A 15,928-nucleotide genomic window follows, 5' to 3' on the forward strand; every position below is an offset into this window, starting at 1 on the left:
GACAGACATTGCCGCAATTTTTGTCAATTGTTTGCGATCTGGAGCGAACTAATCAATTAAATCTCTTGCCAGATAAGGATTGAGTCGATTTATGCTCCCCTATCGAACCATACCAAGTCCCGAAGAGCCAAAAATACGGATGTTTATTGCCAGAGTGATTGCCCTTGTCTATAAATTGACATACTACTACTATGCTACTTAGTGAAGTGCGGAATGTGGGTCTTAACTAAGAAAAGGTGCGATATCGATGGGGAACCAATCTCCGTCTAATACTTGTTCGAGAGTTAATATAGACTCTAGGGGAATTGTATTTTTATCGACAATTCTCCCATCAATTAGGGTTTGTCTCGCGTCCGAATAGGCTTCCCCGAAGGAATTAAGGGCATGATTTTTCAGTGTTGGGGTTTTCATCTTTTTTTTCAGTTGCACTCGAAAAGTGGCTATCTCTCCTAGCCAATGACGCGCGTTTCGTTCTCTTTCCGTTGTCCAATAACTCAGTTTTAAAAGATGAATTAATAGTTGAGTTAATAAACTTTCGACAGCTTGGCGCTCGCTTTTTCCCATGCACTCTACTTCCTCGATCAGATTTTCCCAGTCCACTCTGTTAAACTCTTTTCGCTTTAAAAGTTCGGCGGTTTTTTCTGTCCAGAGAACAAAATCTTCCTCGTAGAGAACGGAGAGCGATAGCGGGGTTTGTGCGGTCATAATAGATTTCTGGCGTTGCTGATTTGTGATAGGAATTTTGTTGTGTGGGGTTTTTAAAACCTGGAGCCAAACTAACTTTTGGATAGGATGCACAGTTAGCATTCATAGCTTGAGTCAGCAACACCGCAGAAAAATTAATTCTGACTCAAAAATAAACTGGGCAATCCGATAAGATTATCCTGCTTAAAAAAGATCGAATTTTGTTGTCGCAATTTACCGATTAATCTTGTTACTGTTACTCTGGTAGTGCCGATGGCGCTGGCAATTTGAGCGTGAGTTAGGGGATAGGGGAGATAATAGCCTTCTACACAGGGTTGACCGTATTCTTCCAATAATATAACCAAGAACCCCATTAATCGATCGAGGGAGCGTTTTTGACCGAGAATACTCAACCAAAATAACTTACGCTGGTATTGATGGCGAAAAGTTTCCATAACAGCCGATCGCAATTGCGGCCATTTTTCTAGGTCTTCCCAGTATAACCAGACTAATTCGGTCTCGTCTAGATGAGCTTGGGCTTGTAATTGAAAGGGAAATTGAGAAACAATCTCAAAAGGTTGACCTGCACCCACAAAACCGAGAAATACTTCTTCACTATCGGCAATAGGTAGTTGACGGGGGAATTTTTGGTCGATAACGTTAACTTGTGCCTTACCAAGAATACGAATCGCCCCAGATTCGACAAAGTATAATAGCCCGGGGCGCGTGGCTACTTTTTCATCTTTAGCAAAGGTATGGTTACGATAATGGGATTTTGCCCAGTTAAAGATTTCTGTTTCTTGACCGATTAAGGGTATAAAATCCGACGAAGGAACCGAAGAAGACATTAAAATTAATAACCCACTGGGGCGTTGAGGGAACTGTAAACTAATGTAACAAAAAATTGCTGCGATTGGGGGGGGTCTTGTGGCCGCTAGATGCTTATTGGCAATAATCCCTAAAAGTTGCGGGGATTGAGCAGATAGGAGAATTATTAAGTATTCTTAACAGAATACCCGCCCCAATGTTACAAAAGCGAGATAATCACCTTATCTATTCTTAACTTTTTCTCGCTTTTCTGGGGACTATGGCATAAGATAGGATGCGTAACTATTAGTTTTCTATCTATGATATAGCGTTTCTCATAAAGATGAAGTATAAAGAAATTTGGCATTATCTCTTGGCGACCAGCTACTGTTAACCGTTCCCTGTTCCCTAAAACCAGATACTTCGTACCTCACTATTAAGATAACTGCTATAGATGATAGTTGATAGATAATTTAAATTTATACTTTTCCTTAAAAACTTCGGTCAAACTTGTATGAATAGCATTAGACAAAAAGTGGAATCCCTCTTGAATCAATTACCGGATGATTGTTCAATTGAAGATATTCAGTATCATTTATACGTTCTGGAGAAGGTGCGTCAAAGTTTGAGCGCGGCTTCTCTAGAGAATACAATCCCCCAAGAAGAAGTTGAGGGTCTTTTAAACAAATGGCTGATCGAGTGAATTATCGCCTTGTCTGGTCGCCCAAAGCAATTGAAGACGTGGATGCGATCGCATCTTATATTAGTCGAGATTCCCCGTCCTACGCGGCGGCCGTCGTGCGTCGAATTCTTGATATAAGCTATTCTTTAGAAAATTGTCCCCTAGAAGCGAAAAAATGCGCCGAATTTAGCGATGATACCATCCGAGAAAAGTCTGCATATGCTTACCGTCTGATCTATCAAATTCAAGGGGTGGTAGTTATTATAGCGGCGATCGTCCATAGTAAGCATTTCTTGGATTGATCGAGTCAGTGATCAGTGATCAGTTATCAGTTATCAGATTTGAGTTTTCAGTTCACAAGGGCCGAATCTAAAACCAAATTTGTTGAGCTAAAAGCTTTAATCTACTCAGTTTCTAGCCTTCTTTTTAGGTAGGAGAATTGCCAGATTCTTTCTGGGAGCCTCTTGCCTCTTGCCTCTTGCCTTCAGTTCACTGATTACTGATTACTGTTTACTGGACGGCTACGCCGTGCCTTTGGCAACACTGAAAAGTCCCCCACCCCCCAATTTTGAGCCTAATTCCCGCTTAATCCGGTTGAGAATCGAGGTTTCATCGAGGGAATCGAGAATACTGGCTACCACTGCCTTCGGGCCATCGGGTCCCCAGGTGGCCCCATTAGCGAGATAGGTTTTCGTCACTTGGCCGATCGCGTAACAGGATACACCGGCAACCCCCGCTTGAGTCAGGGCGATCGAAGTATAGGGAAGGAGAGAAATGCCGCCAGTGGCAGGAATCGAGAGACCGAGCAGTCCTTTTAGGGAACTTAAACCCAAAACCGCTAAAAATTCGCTGGCACTAATACCCCCCATATTGAGGGCAATTTTTTGTAAAAGAGCGATCGCCCCCTGACGAGTTAAATCGATGCCGTATAAGCGAGAAAGAGCGAGAATCATGGCTAGATCGATAACTGCCCCCGTAAACAGATCCAACACCGTCACCGGATTCAGAGCGATCGCCGATGCTTTGATCATCACTGCTTTTTGAATCAATTGATTAGCCCCGCGATCACGGATAGCCATTTTGCGGGCGACAATTTGCTCGTTTACCTCGTCCGCATACAGCATAGAATTGAGTGCTACGAGCGATTTACCCTCTCGCTCTAGAATTTCCAAAATTTTGAGTTTCAGGGCTTCTATCTGGGGGTTTCCCCGAAATCGTTGCGTTTTTAGCCGACCATCCTGCCCTTGAACCGTCTCCGCCAGGAGGGGAGAGGCCGCCACCATAACAATCTCATCGGGGGAGAGTAATTCTTTCACCCGTTCTGAGGCGATTTTCTCATAGATAGCGAGGCGATCGACTTCCGGATACTGATCGATTTTATTAAAGACCAAAATCATCGGTTTTCCTGCTTCCCGCAACTTGGCCAGGGCGGAAAATTCCACTTTGGTCATATCACCGGAGATGATAAAAAGGATTAAATCCACCTGCTGCGCCACCTGACAGGCGAGAATTTCCCTCGTTTGCCCATCTACCTCATCAATACCGGGAGTATCAAGCAATTGCACCTGAGCATTACCCTGGCCGTTCAGGGTCAGACGCGCTAGATGAGGGAAAGTATCATCGCTGCTTAACTGCCAATTTACCCCTTTAATGGTGCGGGTAACTCCGTGTAGAGGACCGGTTGTAAAGATTTCTTGACCGACCAGAGCATTTAAAATCGAGGATTTTCCCCGGCCCACCAGGCCAAAAGCGGCAATTTGAATCAGGGATCGATCGAGTTTTTCTAGCAGGGCCACTAGGCGATCAATCTCCGCTTCTAGACCAATTTTCTCGATCGAGGTAAGATCCAGACGATCGACAAGTTTGCTCAGAGAATTGCGTGCCTGATTATAGTTGAGTTCTTCTTGAATAGTGCCGACACCTCGAAGCGCTTGTTCTAGGTCTTCGGTATTCCAAGCTCGATCGAGGAACGGGTCAGAGGTCATTTCAGTTATCAGTTATCGGTTATCAGTTGTCAGTGATTAAGTGGGTGGGTGTTAAAAATTGTCAGATACCCCCCTTATCAAGGGGGGATTAAGGGGGGATCAAGGGGGGATTTATCTTCAATTATAACCAGCTACTTTATTAAGGACAATCAGGATGAGTGTCATCTACGACTTGGAACACATCACCAGCTATCATTATCGTAAACTGGTAACTTTTGGGGAACATCGGGCGATTTTTTTGCCCAGCGCCGGTCACGGTGAAAGAATTATCAGTTATTCTGTAGAGGCGAATATTGCCGCCAAAACGCGCTGGACTATGGATACTCTATCTAACAACGTGGTAGGGATTGAATTCGCTGAAGCAGCGTCAGAATTAATCGTTACCTGTCGATTACGGGCGGAACATTTTGGCTTAAAAGCGATCGCTGATTTTCCCCTCGATCAACGGGCGATCGAAATTCCCATCCAGTACACCCCCGATGAATGGTCAGATTTAGTGGTGTTTATGCGTCCCCACGCCGAGGATGCCGACGGCAGCCTGGCAGCTTGGGCCAAAAGTTTTGTAGCGGGGGACCAAGATGATACCCTCGATGTCATGGCAAGAATGATGGCGGCTATCAAAGATAATTTTACCTACCAATCCAGGGAGAGTGAAGGAACTCAATCCCCCGGAGAAACCCTGCGGCTAAAGTCGGGAACTTGTCGCGATTATGCTTGGTTGATGATCGAAGCTTTGCGAAGATTGGGTTTAGCCTGTCGTTTTGTCAGTGGCTATCTCTACGATGCTGCCCTCGACGGTGGTGAAGTGGGGATGACTGGCTCTGGTGCTACCCATGCTTGGTTACAGGTTTATCTACCGGGGGCCGGTTGGCGTAATTATGATCCGACTAATCAAATTACCGCCGGCTTTGATTTAATTCGAGTGGCGATCGCTCGTCATCCCGGTCAAATCATACCTCTTTCTGGTTCTTGGTTTGGTGATGCCGATGACTATTTATCTATGGATGTTAAAGTGACCATTCGCAAGCTGGGGACGCTGCCAGATTTTGATCCGAGGGAATAGGTTGAATTTCGGGTTTTTCCTTGACCGGCGATCGGTTTCTGACTCCCCCAAAGGAAAACTTACTACTTCACTATTAGGATAACTGCTAAGGTGTTCGTAATTTAAAGCGAATATTCCCGTTAGGTTTTAGCATTTTTATCGATTTTTGTCAAGATATATTTGACACAATTTATTAGAAAAAGGGTTTCTAAAAGAAACCCTTTTTCTGCTTTCCAACTAATCCTATTTGACCTAATAGGTAAGGAATAAGAGTAGGGCTAATTCATGAATTAGCCCTACTTTTTTAGGTTCCAACTAATCCTATTTGACTTAATAGGTAAGGTCGAAAGGAACCGAAGCGTCACGCCAAGGCGATTCAAGGGTTTCCAACTAATCCTATTTGACCTAATAGGTAAGGAAAGAACGGTTATATGTCAAAATATACCGTTTCTAAACTGTTTCCAACTAATCCTATTTGACCTAATAGGTAAGGTGGGGTTTCCGGTCATTACGAACCCCGAGGCGATTGCGTTTCCAACTAATCCTATTTGACCTAATAGGTAAGGGATAAGGGTAGGGCTAATTCATGAATTAGCCCTACTTTTTTAGGTTCCAACTAATCCTAATGTGTAATTAATTTTGCTTAGGTAATTAACTGTAAACGGGATTATTTCGGCCAAAGTTTTTGAAATTTTCCCGCTTGACCATTATTCTCGTCTAGAAAACCTAGAAAATAAGCACAATCATCAGAGTCATCGGGAAAAATTGTTAATAATTCTAGGTATTGATGATTATTTTTGGGATACATTCGATGCCAAAGACAACCAACTTGATTGATATTTTTTGTTACTATTCCTGTCACCGAGGTTTTATAGATACTTAAATTATCCAATTTTTGATAGGCTTTGTGAAGCCATTTTATGGCTAGGGAATCATCTTTATCTTCGGCAATTCTTCCCCAAACCTCGACATTTTTAGGATGCCAACTTTCTCGCCAGTTAGCACTATTATCGGGAGTTCTGAGGATATTTTCTTGTAAGGACATCCATTGTTTAGCAATAGTGCGAACATCTTTGATAAAGGGATGAACATGAGTTAAATCTCTGACTTTATTATCGTTAATTAAAGAACTTTTATTCCCCCATTGCCAATGACAGCCAATTAAGGGTTTATTGGGATAATAATCCTCATAGAAAATACTATGATCTGCTCGTCGCCATGATTTACCAAATCCTCCTAATAACATGGCAAAACGAGTGAGAAAACAAATTAATTTTTTTAAGCATTCTTGCTGGTTTTCGGGGAGAGATTGGGATTGGGTGAGAATCCAGCGCAATTCTCCTGTTACTGTGTAGGTGGGTTCCTTGTAACCCTTGGCAAAGGTTCCTAACTCTAGAGATTTGACACAAAAATCGACCGCTAGTAAACCTTGGGTTGCTTCTCCGTCAATTCCTCCAAATAGCTGATTAACTAACTTTTCGGCATTTTTAGCATCAGTTAAACCGCCAAAAATACGCAAGGCATGACCGCGAATTGCTCCTCGAAAAATATTGGGTCGAAATTCCCTTGCACCATCGAGGCTTTTAGGAGCCATTCCTTGGCCTTTCAGAAAACATTTATATAAAGGTTCTTTTGAAGGTTTAATGTCTTTTGGTAAGCCATAACCGCTACTAACACGGCATCCTAGACCAGATTCTAAAGCTCTTTCCCAGATAGTCCAAATCTCCTCCCAATCGGGTTGTTCTATTGAGGTAGAAATGCCAAATTTTAGGTTAGGTTGATAGAGAGAAATTAAAGCAAAACCACTTTCTCCACTGGGTTTTTGTCGAGTGTTTGGGGTTTTTACTTGCCATCCCTGTTGCGGGTGAACAATATCTAAAAGATTTTCCGTCCAATCATTAACGGGATAACCGCCATGGAAGCGCAAAAGACTAGGGTTATCGCTATCTTTTTCGAGGTGATAACGTTGTTTTTGTTCGGGGGTGCAAGCTTGACAAAAGGCTCCTTTCATGCTGGAACCGGGATAAAATGGTATGCCATAAGCACCCATTACAGGCCGAATTATTCCTTCATCTTGTCCCCCATTAGTGACAAATCGCCACGATATTTGATATTCTTTGGTTTTTACTTCTTGACCAAATTGGGGAGGATTTTCATCGACTCGTTCTATCCATTCTTTTACCCATTTTTGGCTATCATTTTCATCTTTTTTAGAGTCAATATATTGTAATTGCGATCGCCCTTTGGTTTGTGCGCGAAACATCAGGGGGATTTTGTCACCAATATCGGGAATATTAACCATATAATTTATCGTTCCTTTGTTCCTTTATATCTTTGAGTCCACCAAACTAAACAATCGCATAGTTGCGTTAAAACAGCGAGGGTAATTCTCTGGTCTTCTAGCTTTAATTCCCAGAGTTTTTCTGCCATTGCTTGAACAGATTCGGTATCATTTACCTGTACGGTATCGTTAGGGATAGGAATCCCCGCTTCTGCCATGGTTTCGACTAATTTATCCCAAGTTTCTTTCCAGTATTTTGCCTTATTGGTTTCCTTGGATTGTAAGCGCAGATGTTCACCCCAGAATCTTTCTAGTCCATAGGAAACGGATTCACGCATTTTAAAAGATTGATTGAGAGAATCTCGGTCTCGTAGTTTGGCAGCGAGAACTAATTTCTGAGCAATGCGATCGAGATTGTATTCTTTCCAAGCCATAATATTAGATAAAATGTAATTATTGATTGGCGTAGTTTAAAATAGTAACTTGGCAACGACCGAAACCGATGGATTCTAATCCTCCGAAATATAATTCTTTTTGGTTTACCGATTCTCCAAAAGGTTGCCATCCTGTTTCTTTGCAAGCAATGGGAAAAACTAAAATACTACCCACGGGTAAAGCTTCCACATTGAAAAAAGCTCCTTTTTCTGTATCCACTTTTTTCTGATCTTCTAGTAGTTTAACCCGGCTTTGTCGGTAGAGTGCCATATCGTGCAGCATGGATATATCGTTATCATTAACGACGACTAATTGAGAAGCTTTTAAATCCGCTTGCGGGGGAATCCACGAAGAAAGCTCCTCTAAGTGTTCAATTTCGAGAAATCCTAAGTTAAAAAATAAAACTTTGCTATTGCGGTTAACTCCCTGCACTACTCGCGCTTGTAAACTAGGGGAAGCAGTATAGGGATTGGGTACTTTTGCAGACATTCCCGTGATTTGTTTATAGCGTTTTAATAATAGGGGAGAAGTAACCCAAACTATCGGCTGCCCCGGACAAAATACCGGCAACCAAACGAGGGAAGCATATTCAAATTTAACTTTTGCTTCGGTGGTTCCTCCGTCTTCTTGTCCTGGGATTGTTTCGTGTCCGTACCATGTACGTTTTTCATCTATATTGTTCATATCGGCACGAAAACGGCCGCGAATAGAACTACCAGGGATAATTGCTGTTTGGGTGAATTGGTCACGAAAAATGAGGTTAAGATTACCCGTTTCTTCTCCTGCGGTTGCTCCCACATGAAGGGGTGCTAAGGTTTCAAGTATGCCATAACTTTTGTGATACATTTTTTGGTAAAAGTGAGTATTTTAGATGCTTAGAGATTATTCTAAACTAGGTTAATATTAATGTCAGAATTTTCTAAGATTTTGTTAATATTTGATCGTGGTATTTAGGCTATTAGGACAGCACAAAGCTAAGTAGGTGGGTGGAATTAAATATAAAATGAACGTAGGTTGGGTTGAAGCATGAAACCCAACGCCCGCATGGGTTACGCTACCGCTAACCCATCCTACAAATAATTGTGCCTACCTACTTAAGTAGGTGGGTGGAATTAAATATAAAATGAACGTAGGTTGGGTTGAAGCATGAAACCCAACGCCCGCATGGGTTACGCTACCGCTAACCCATCCTACAAATAATTGTGCCTACCTACTTATAGGTTTATTCCTAATCAATTGCAACACCCTTTAATAATTCATCGATTTCTTTAGCCATTTCCTCTGTGTAAGGAGTGAGAGAAGAAGGGTTTTTAAAGGCATCTTCTACCAAAAAATCTAAAAACATACGCAGCATTTTATTTTTGCTAATTTTTGAGCTTTGATTATTACCACTTTTTCAATAATCTAATAAAGCTTTTCGGGGAAATCTAGTTTTTAGTTTTGCCATAGCTATCACTTATGCTCGTCTCATTTACCCTACTCAATAATTATAGGCTTTATTTGGCAATATTTTCTAAGGGTAAGGCTAATCCGCAGCCCCAACGTTTGAGAGAAACCCCTTCGGTGGGGAACCAAGATTCCTGCCAATTTTGCCAAGATGGTAAGGGGTTTTTTAAGCGATAAACTGTTCCTGCGGGAACTGCATAACGTCCCCTAGATAAGCGCTTAACTTTATCTTTTCCTCCGAATCGATAACGATAGGTTATTGGTCTTTCGGTGTTGAGGGTTTCTAATTGCCAATCACTGGGATTGCGAGTTGATAGGCGATTTGTTCCCCAGATTGCGGCAGTAATGAGGGCAAAATATTGACCGACATCTTGATTAAATAAAGTTTGGAGATGGCTGCTTAGTTCAAGTGATTTAACTTCCACTAGATGGGATTCCCCACCAAAGCGATACCAGCCATTTTCTAGGGGTTGATTAGCTAAATAAACTAGACAAGCATCTGGATGTAACTGAACGGCATTTTCGAGGAATAATTCTCCAGTTTTTACCTTTCTTTGCTCCTCTAACAAACGCGGATGGAGATGGGGATGATATTGCCACGGAGAACCATAGGCTTTTTGAGGATTATACCATTGGTTGATAGGAATCCAACTATCTCGATCGAATTTTCCCTCAATTTGTTTACTGTCTTTCTCTTGCCATTTTTCTTGCCATGTTAAGGTGTGTTGAATTTTTCCATTGTCGTTATTTTCTTGGTCTTGAAAATAATTTGCGAGGGGTTTTTTAGCCAGATAAATAAAGGGAGTGGGGACAAAAAAGTTATCTGGTTGTTCACTGTTTGCCCAAAAAGGGCCGGCAATTTGTAAATCGCGAATATTGGTGGGATTGCTGTGAGCAAATAGTCCCGAAACTGTGGCAGCAGTGGGGGGAAAACGATTTCCTGAACGTCCAACTAGATTTTCTGGAGACAGAAACGGACCGGCGCTACCGTAGAGAAATCCCAAAGGTTTAATTATGATCAGATATTGCAGCATTTTTCTATGTTTAGGTGAGATGATTGACCACTTTTGAGAGGTTAATTACCCAGTTATTTCTATCTTGGTGAGAGGTGGTATCAATGGGTATATTTTGATTAAAATAAAGGTTAAAAACTGCATTGGCAATATCGTGATTATCATCGGTAAAAGCGCGGCGATTTTCTAAAGTTGCTATATCATTATAGAAATGTGTCCAGTTTTTTCCTTCACTGCGATCGCAATAACTATCGAGGATATCTTTTAAGTTTTCCCAGGGACAAACCCACTCTAAATAGTTACCACTGTTAAAAAGAATTCGCACCGCGAGACGATTTTTACCTTGATTTTTAGCGGATTTTTCTGCTTCTCGACATTGTTGTAATATGTCACGCTGAGGAACTCCTGAAGCTGCCCAAACGAAACCGACGCTAACAGTTATATCCTGAGAATAACCGTGTTTTGGCCAGATTTCCCGATGAAATTGATCAAACCAATATAGACAATCTTGTAGGGTTAATTTTGGTTCTGATTTTTGTGGAAACAAAACCCCTAGAAAGTCATCTCCTCCTCCATAAATAATGCGACCAAAGTTAAGATAATTTTCTAGTTCTTCTCCCCATTGTCGCATTCTTTGACTAAATTCTTTTCTTGAGGATATGGACAGATTTTTTAGGTAATTTCCCATCCCGTCACCGTCCCCTTGAAACCATCCTGTATAGGATTTTTCCTCGTAGCGATTTAGTTCCACAAATTTTTTAGGAAGTTCTAGGTTTAAAGGCTTGCCAATATCATATAATGTAATCATTCTTTTGACTAATTCGGGAATGCTAAGACGTTCGGTTTCATCGAGGATAGCATTAGAAAGTTTTTGACTTAATTGTTGATAAAATTCAGTGATTTGCTGATTTTGTTGGGAAATACTAGAATATAAAGGATGGGTTTGATCCGTCATTCCATACCAAACAATGGCATCGGAACCCGATAAGCTAGAACTTTCTCCTTGCCAATTAATTCCCGTCCAATCTCGTTGATATTTTTTCTGTTGCAGACTTTTAAACGCACAATCGATCGAGTCCTCTTGCGCCCAGAAGAATTCCCAAGTATGATTAATCCATAGGTTCCATTCTCGTCGCCAAGTATAATTGTATTGTGGTAAATTTTGTTCAATCCAAACCCGACACTTATTAACCACTTTTTGCCATGCGTCATCGAAGACTTGTTCGGCCTCTTTTTCGGGAAAATTACCCGCGATTAAGATTTGGTTGGGAGTTCCTCTTTTAACGTCAATTAAAGCGGGAGAAATAAGGCTACACCCAGGATATTTACCCGCTGCCTGACAGATAGCATCGGCAAGATAGGATAATAAAAAAGAACCACCGTACAAGTCCCTTAGTTTACGCGATTTTCCGATGAATCCTTGCACAGGAGCAAAGGTAATTACAGTATAGTTCATTTTATCTTTACCGTCCTCGATAAAGTTTAAATTCCTGAAGATTAATAAGATTTCTGTAGGTAGAATTCCCGTATTGAGTCAGGAGAATTGGCCAGTATTGTTGAACGGCCATTCCGACAAGTATTCCCAAAGTTATAGGCATGGAATAAACTAGCTTAATCTCTTGATAGTTTTTTTGTTGAGCGATATTGATAGTTTTAAAGATTTCTCTAGAATATTGTAGCCAATCTTCATTTTTTTCAATTGTACCACTGCCTTTACTTTTCAGATAAATTAAATCGCCGTAGTTTTCAATACTCTGATCATTAAGATTAATTTTATGGGAAGAAACATCGATGGCTATAGTTACTCTATCTTGACCTTTTTCGGTGACAACACGCTCAAATTTTTCGTATTCCTTAATATCTTCTTTAAGTTTGCGATCGCTAATTTCCACCACAGGATAATAACTATCAGAAGATTTATTATATTGAAAGATTTTTACTCCTTCGGTAGCGAGAATAGTGCCGACCATAATAGCGACGCTAATCGGACCGATATAGGCAAGATAAATAATAGTATTTTGGGGAGTTTTTTTCTTAAGTTTCTCTAGATTATAGCGTAGTATTTGCAGAAAAGCTCTCAGCATTTCTTGATCATAAATATCACAGGAGTAGTTAAAAATTAAATCTGTTTCGCTAATATTGAGATACTGGTCAAGATTATTTTGATGATCTTTGTATTTATTTTCTGTTTCGATGATATTAAAAAGCGATTGCAGAGCCTTATTACTATCGGCAGGATTAGCAATTTTAATCACTATCGGTAGAGGAATCGCCTGATGTTTATAGAGGTCGTATTTCTGAGATTCTAGCCAGATACCGATGATAACTAGAGCCAAAGTAATCAGAAAAATTAGATAATATCCCTGGCCAAATTGATCGGCAATTAGTGCTAAAATAGCGGCGATGGCTAATGCTGCATTGGTGAGGGGATTAAAGATAATATTATAGGGATATTGACGCAGATTACCCAGGACATTTTTAAGAGATTTCAGCATAATTTTACTAGAGATTTAGGGCATAATATCGAGAAGACACAGAGACAATTCGGGAAAAACTGCCGAACTAATGCGCTCATAAAGACGATATAATTTTTGTTGATATTCATCACCTTCTAGCTGATAAATAGTCAAAGTAGGCTGTTTGGGTTTACCGATAAAAGAGATGCCACCCAATCCACGAAAATCGACAATCCAATATTCAGCAATACCTAAAGATGAGTATTCTTCAACTTTGCGTGCATAATCATCTTGCCAATTACTACTAACCACTTCTACCACTAATTTAATTGCTTGGGAGCTAGTTAAAATTGCTTGTTTTTCCCAGAGAGGTTCGGTGCTAAAGTCCACTTCATCCAAAATGATGACATCGGGACGTAAAGCAGTAGCTTGACCCGATTCTGGACGGAGCAAACAGTTTTTAGGAATTGTCCAGGGTAGATGTAATCGCAAGATTTCTCCCCACAGTCTTCCTGCGATTTTTCCCGCTACGGATTCCTGAAGTCCAGTGGGTTCCATGTCTCGCAACTCCCCGTCAATTAATTGATAGCGTGGGTCATCTCCATACTGGTTTAAAAAGTCTTCAAAAGTGAATAATTTAGGAGATAGGTAGGTCATGATTTTTATCGGATTAGACCTAAAGCTTGTTGTTGTTATCCATGATACTGATTGCTCGCCAGAATCGGGGGATTTTGGGGGTTAAAAAATCCTTAAAAAAAACTCCCACCCCCGCTACCCTCCTTAATCAGTAGCTAGACAATTAATTACAGATAATTACTTAAGCAAAATTAATTACACATCGAGAGGCGGAAACTGTACGCTAAAGTAGTAGAAAGGGTCAATCCTCAAGAGGATGATGTGCGCTTCTATGGGATTTCCGAAGAAGCTGTCTCTAGATTATTGGTGATGGGAGGTTCTCCTCCTCAACCACCCCCAAATCTCTACATCATCTAGCTTGTCCCCTAACTCTTGACTGAAAATCGATGCACCCCCTCCCCGACCTAAAACCCCGATTCTCTGGTTGAGGTGCGTCGATTGCTCTCCCAGTCAGGGTTCTACCCTTTGGTATCGGGACTTTTACCCCCCCCGGGACCACTTTTTAACCCTCTTTTTGCAGGTGCGTCGATTTGGGGGTCTGTCTTCCCCTCTCGATGAGACTTTCCAAGGGGTACTCCTTACCTATTAGGTCAAATAGGATTAGTTGGAAACACAAAAGTTCGGAATGCCGAATACCAGACTACGACTCCTTACCTATTAGGTCAAATAGGATTAGTTGGAAACGACTCATGAGGTCCAAGGCCTTATATATAACAATATCCTTACCTATTAGGTCAAATAGGATTAGTTGGAAACCCTCGTTCCCAGTGAGTCTGGAAAGGGTGGCCCCTCCTTACCTATTAGGTCAAATAGGATTAGTTGGAAATCTACACAATCAATGACTTTTTCCCATAACTCTTTACCTTACCTATTAGGTCAAATAGGATTAGTTGGAAACTCTGGATAATTTTGTTGGCAAAAATCTAGGATTTTTTCCTTACCTATTAGGTCAAAGAGGATTAGTTGGAAACTAGAAAAGTAGGGCTAATTCATGAATTAGCCCTACTCTTACTGCTTGCCTATTAGGTTAAATAGGATTAGTTGGAAACTTAAAATAGGCGGCTTGCTCGTTAAGATTTCGTAAACCTTACCTATTAGGTCAAATAGGATTAGTTGGAAACATTTTTGATGGCGGCTTGCTCACCATCGAGAGTTGACCTTACCTATTAGGTCAAATAGGATTAGTTGGAAACTAAAAAAGTAGGGCTAATTCATGAATTAGCCCTACTCTTACTCCTTACCTATTAGGTCAAATAGGATTAGTTGGAAACATTAGAGTCAATTTTCGTGAAATCAATATCAATTCCCTTACCTATTAGGTCAAATAGGATTAGTTGGAAACACTTAAAGCGTTCACCAAAAAAATCAGAGGATTCGTCCTTACCTATTAGGTTAAATAGGATTAGTTGGAAAACTTAATTTCGCCATTTATTTTTACCTTTTGATCCTTACCTATTAGGTCAAATAGGATTAGTTGGAAACTAAAAGAGTAGGGCTAATTCATGAATTAGCCCTACTCTTACTCCTTACCTATTAGGTCAAATAGGATTAGTTGGAAACGAATAAAAACGCAATCGTCAAAGGCTTGCTTAATAGTTGCCTTACCTATTAGGTCAATAGGATTAGTTGGAAACTAATCGGGAACCTCTACAGGAAAATAACCAGCATCGGCTATTTCTTCCTTACCTATTAGGTCAAATAGGATTAGTTGGAAACTAAAAAAGTAGGGCTAATTCATGAATTAGCCCTACTCTTACTCCTTACCTATTAGGTCAAATAGGATTAGTTGGAAACTCTGGAATATATTCCAAAACTGTAAGAGGCTTTTCCCTTACCTATTAGGTCAAATAGGATTAGTTGGAAACATTAAAACGAATTTCTTTAATTTCTGTGGATTTGGTACAAACCTTACCTATTAGGTCAAATAGGATTAGTTGGAAACAGGCTACGATTAGCAAGGCATTTGGAACACCAGCAATTCTCATTTTGAAATAAATAGAGCATTAACCCCGATTTTGGCATTGAAAATAAAGTACAAAGTAACTATTTTATAGGAGAGGCGATCACTAAAAAAAACAATTGGCTGGACAAATTAAGTATAAATACTCAAGCAATCAAAGAGGTTGGCTGAGAATGAACGGGGTTAATTCAGGAAGATATAGCGTTTCCTAAGCTAGTGAGGTACACCTATTTTTCTTCCCTTTTGCCTTTTGCCTCTTGCATGAGTGCCTAAAACCCATAACTTTTGTACCTCAGCAGACTGAAAAACGCTATAGTTCTGTTTTTAGAATAGGGAATTCAAGGGAAATAAAAATTTATAATTATTGTCAGCTAAGGTAAAATGGGTGAGATAGAAATCCACCAGCACGTCAAATTATTCCAAGATGGCTCAAAAAGCGGCAACCCTAGAAATTTCGGAATTAATGCAATTTTTACGTCAAGAATTAGATGATTTACCCGA

Annotated in this window: 14 protein-coding genes and 2 CRISPR repeat arrays; of the genes, 3 read left to right on the forward strand and 11 right to left on the reverse strand. The window is 40.6% G+C overall.

All coding sequences use genetic code 11. The features are described from left to right. Positions 1-222: 222 nt before the first annotated feature. Positions 223-705, reverse strand: coding sequence for a DUF29 domain-containing protein (locus PX481_RS27235; RefSeq protein ID WP_043998879.1), 483 nt, complete (start codon positions 703-705; stop codon positions 223-225). A 134-nt stretch (positions 706-839) separates the two neighbouring features. After that, positions 840-1,532 (reverse strand): Crp/Fnr family transcriptional regulator, encoded by a 693-nt coding sequence (locus PX481_RS27240; RefSeq protein WP_288097061.1) that lies wholly within the window; start codon positions 1,530-1,532, stop codon positions 840-842. Positions 1,533-2,005: 473 nt separating this feature from the next. On the opposite strand from PX481_RS27240, the gene PX481_RS27245 reads away from it, so the two are divergent. Then, complete coding sequence (locus PX481_RS27245; protein WP_002752772.1) at positions 2,006-2,194, forward strand: hypothetical protein; 189 nt, start codon at positions 2,006-2,008, stop codon at positions 2,192-2,194. Next, positions 2,179-2,475 (forward strand): type II toxin-antitoxin system RelE/ParE family toxin, encoded by a 297-nt coding sequence (locus PX481_RS27250; protein WP_110579784.1) that lies wholly within the window; start codon positions 2,179-2,181, stop codon positions 2,473-2,475. The genes PX481_RS27245 and PX481_RS27250 overlap by 16 nt, the downstream gene beginning before the upstream one ends. A gap of 219 nt (positions 2,476-2,694) precedes the next feature. Here PX481_RS27250 and PX481_RS27255 read toward each other — a convergent pair whose 3' ends face one another. After that, a complete protein-coding gene (locus PX481_RS27255; RefSeq protein WP_002757491.1) occupies positions 2,695-4,158 on the reverse strand; it encodes a GTP-binding protein in 1,464 nt (487 codons plus the stop codon). A gap of 154 nt (positions 4,159-4,312) precedes the next feature. Between PX481_RS27255 and PX481_RS27260 the strand changes: the two genes are divergently transcribed. Continuing rightward, on the forward strand, positions 4,313-5,221 hold the full coding sequence (locus PX481_RS27260) for a transglutaminase family protein (protein WP_288097066.1): 909 nt from the start codon (positions 4,313-4,315) through the stop codon (positions 5,219-5,221). 208 nt (positions 5,222-5,429) lie between these two features. After that, positions 5,430-5,766: direct repeats of the CRISPR family, unit length 36 nt; unit sequence GTTTCCAACTAATCCTATTTGACCTAATAGGTAAGG. Between the two features lie 101 nt (positions 5,767-5,867). Here PX481_RS27260 and PX481_RS27265 read toward each other — a convergent pair. From PX481_RS27265 to PX481_RS27300, 8 genes are all read right to left on the reverse strand, one after another. Continuing rightward, the gene (locus PX481_RS27265; RefSeq protein WP_288025274.1) at positions 5,868-7,502 is read right to left on the reverse strand and encodes an RAMP superfamily protein; all 1,635 of its coding nucleotides are present in this window, start codon (positions 7,500-7,502) and stop codon (positions 5,868-5,870) included. Between the two features lie 5 nt (positions 7,503-7,507). Then, positions 7,508-7,915 (reverse strand): hypothetical protein, encoded by a 408-nt coding sequence (locus PX481_RS27270; RefSeq protein WP_002757498.1) that lies wholly within the window; start codon positions 7,913-7,915, stop codon positions 7,508-7,510. A 19-nt stretch (positions 7,916-7,934) separates the two neighbouring features. After that, entirely contained in the window at positions 7,935-8,762 is an 828-nt protein-coding gene (locus tag PX481_RS27275) for an RAMP superfamily CRISPR-associated protein (RefSeq protein WP_002757500.1), read from the reverse strand. A gap of 382 nt (positions 8,763-9,144) precedes the next feature. Next, entirely contained in the window at positions 9,145-9,270 is a 126-nt protein-coding gene (locus PX481_RS27280) for an AbrB/MazE/SpoVT family DNA-binding domain-containing protein (protein ID WP_002757501.1), read from the reverse strand. A gap of 142 nt (positions 9,271-9,412) precedes the next feature. Next, on the reverse strand, positions 9,413-10,396 hold the full coding sequence (locus PX481_RS27285) for a type III-B CRISPR module-associated Cmr3 family protein (protein WP_002757504.1): 984 nt from the start codon (positions 10,394-10,396) through the stop codon (positions 9,413-9,415). Positions 10,397-10,406: 10 nt separating this feature from the next. Continuing rightward, positions 10,407-11,831, reverse strand: a complete 1,425-nt coding sequence (locus tag PX481_RS27290) for a Cas10/Cmr2 second palm domain-containing protein (protein ID WP_002757506.1) — start codon at positions 11,829-11,831, stop codon at positions 10,407-10,409. 7 nt (positions 11,832-11,838) lie between these two features. Continuing rightward, complete coding sequence (locus tag PX481_RS27295; RefSeq protein ID WP_288097072.1) at positions 11,839-12,870, reverse strand: SAVED domain-containing protein; 1,032 nt, start codon at positions 12,868-12,870, stop codon at positions 11,839-11,841. 15 nt (positions 12,871-12,885) lie between these two features. Beyond that, a complete protein-coding gene (locus tag PX481_RS27300; RefSeq protein WP_002757514.1) occupies positions 12,886-13,488 on the reverse strand; it encodes a Uma2 family endonuclease in 603 nt (200 codons plus the stop codon). Between the two features lie 555 nt (positions 13,489-14,043). Then, positions 14,044-15,028: direct repeats of the CRISPR family, unit length 36 nt; unit sequence CCTTACCTATTAGGTCAAATAGGATTAGTTGGAAAC. The last annotated feature ends 900 nt before the right edge of the window (positions 15,029-15,928 follow it).

It is taken from the genome of Microcystis sp. M53603_WE2 (genome assembly GCF_030065435.1).

Bases quoted from the DNA above. Each gene is read 5' to 3' on its own strand.
- PX481_RS27235 (WP_043998879.1), bottom strand. From the start codon at position 705: ATGACCGCACAAACCCCGCTATCGCTCTCCGTTCTCTACGAGGAAGAT.
- PX481_RS27240 (WP_288097061.1), bottom strand. From the start codon at position 1,532: ATGTCTTCTTCGGTTCCTTCGTCGGATTTTATACCCTTAATCGGTCAA.
- PX481_RS27245 (WP_002752772.1), top strand. From the start codon at position 2,006: ATGAATAGCATTAGACAAAAAGTGGAATCCCTCTTGAATCAATTACCG.
- PX481_RS27250 (WP_110579784.1), top strand. From the start codon at position 2,179: ATGGCTGATCGAGTGAATTATCGCCTTGTCTGGTCGCCCAAAGCAATT.
- PX481_RS27255 (WP_002757491.1), bottom strand. From the start codon at position 4,158: ATGACCTCTGACCCGTTCCTCGATCGAGCTTGGAATACCGAAGACCTA.
- PX481_RS27260 (WP_288097066.1), top strand. From the start codon at position 4,313: ATGAGTGTCATCTACGACTTGGAACACATCACCAGCTATCATTATCGT.
- PX481_RS27265 (WP_288025274.1), bottom strand. From the start codon at position 7,502: ATGGTTAATATTCCCGATATTGGTGACAAAATCCCCCTGATGTTTCGC.
- PX481_RS27270 (WP_002757498.1), bottom strand. From the start codon at position 7,915: ATGGCTTGGAAAGAATACAATCTCGATCGCATTGCTCAGAAATTAGTT.
- PX481_RS27275 (WP_002757500.1), bottom strand. From the start codon at position 8,762: ATGTATCACAAAAGTTATGGCATACTTGAAACCTTAGCACCCCTTCAT.
- PX481_RS27280 (WP_002757501.1), bottom strand. From the start codon at position 9,270: ATGCTGCGTATGTTTTTAGATTTTTTGGTAGAAGATGCCTTTAAAAAC.
- PX481_RS27285 (WP_002757504.1), bottom strand. From the start codon at position 10,396: ATGCTGCAATATCTGATCATAATTAAACCTTTGGGATTTCTCTACGGT.
- PX481_RS27290 (WP_002757506.1), bottom strand. From the start codon at position 11,831: ATGAACTATACTGTAATTACCTTTGCTCCTGTGCAAGGATTCATCGGA.
- PX481_RS27295 (WP_288097072.1), bottom strand. From the start codon at position 12,870: ATGCTGAAATCTCTTAAAAATGTCCTGGGTAATCTGCGTCAATATCCC.
- PX481_RS27300 (WP_002757514.1), bottom strand. From the start codon at position 13,488: ATGACCTACCTATCTCCTAAATTATTCACTTTTGAAGACTTTTTAAAC.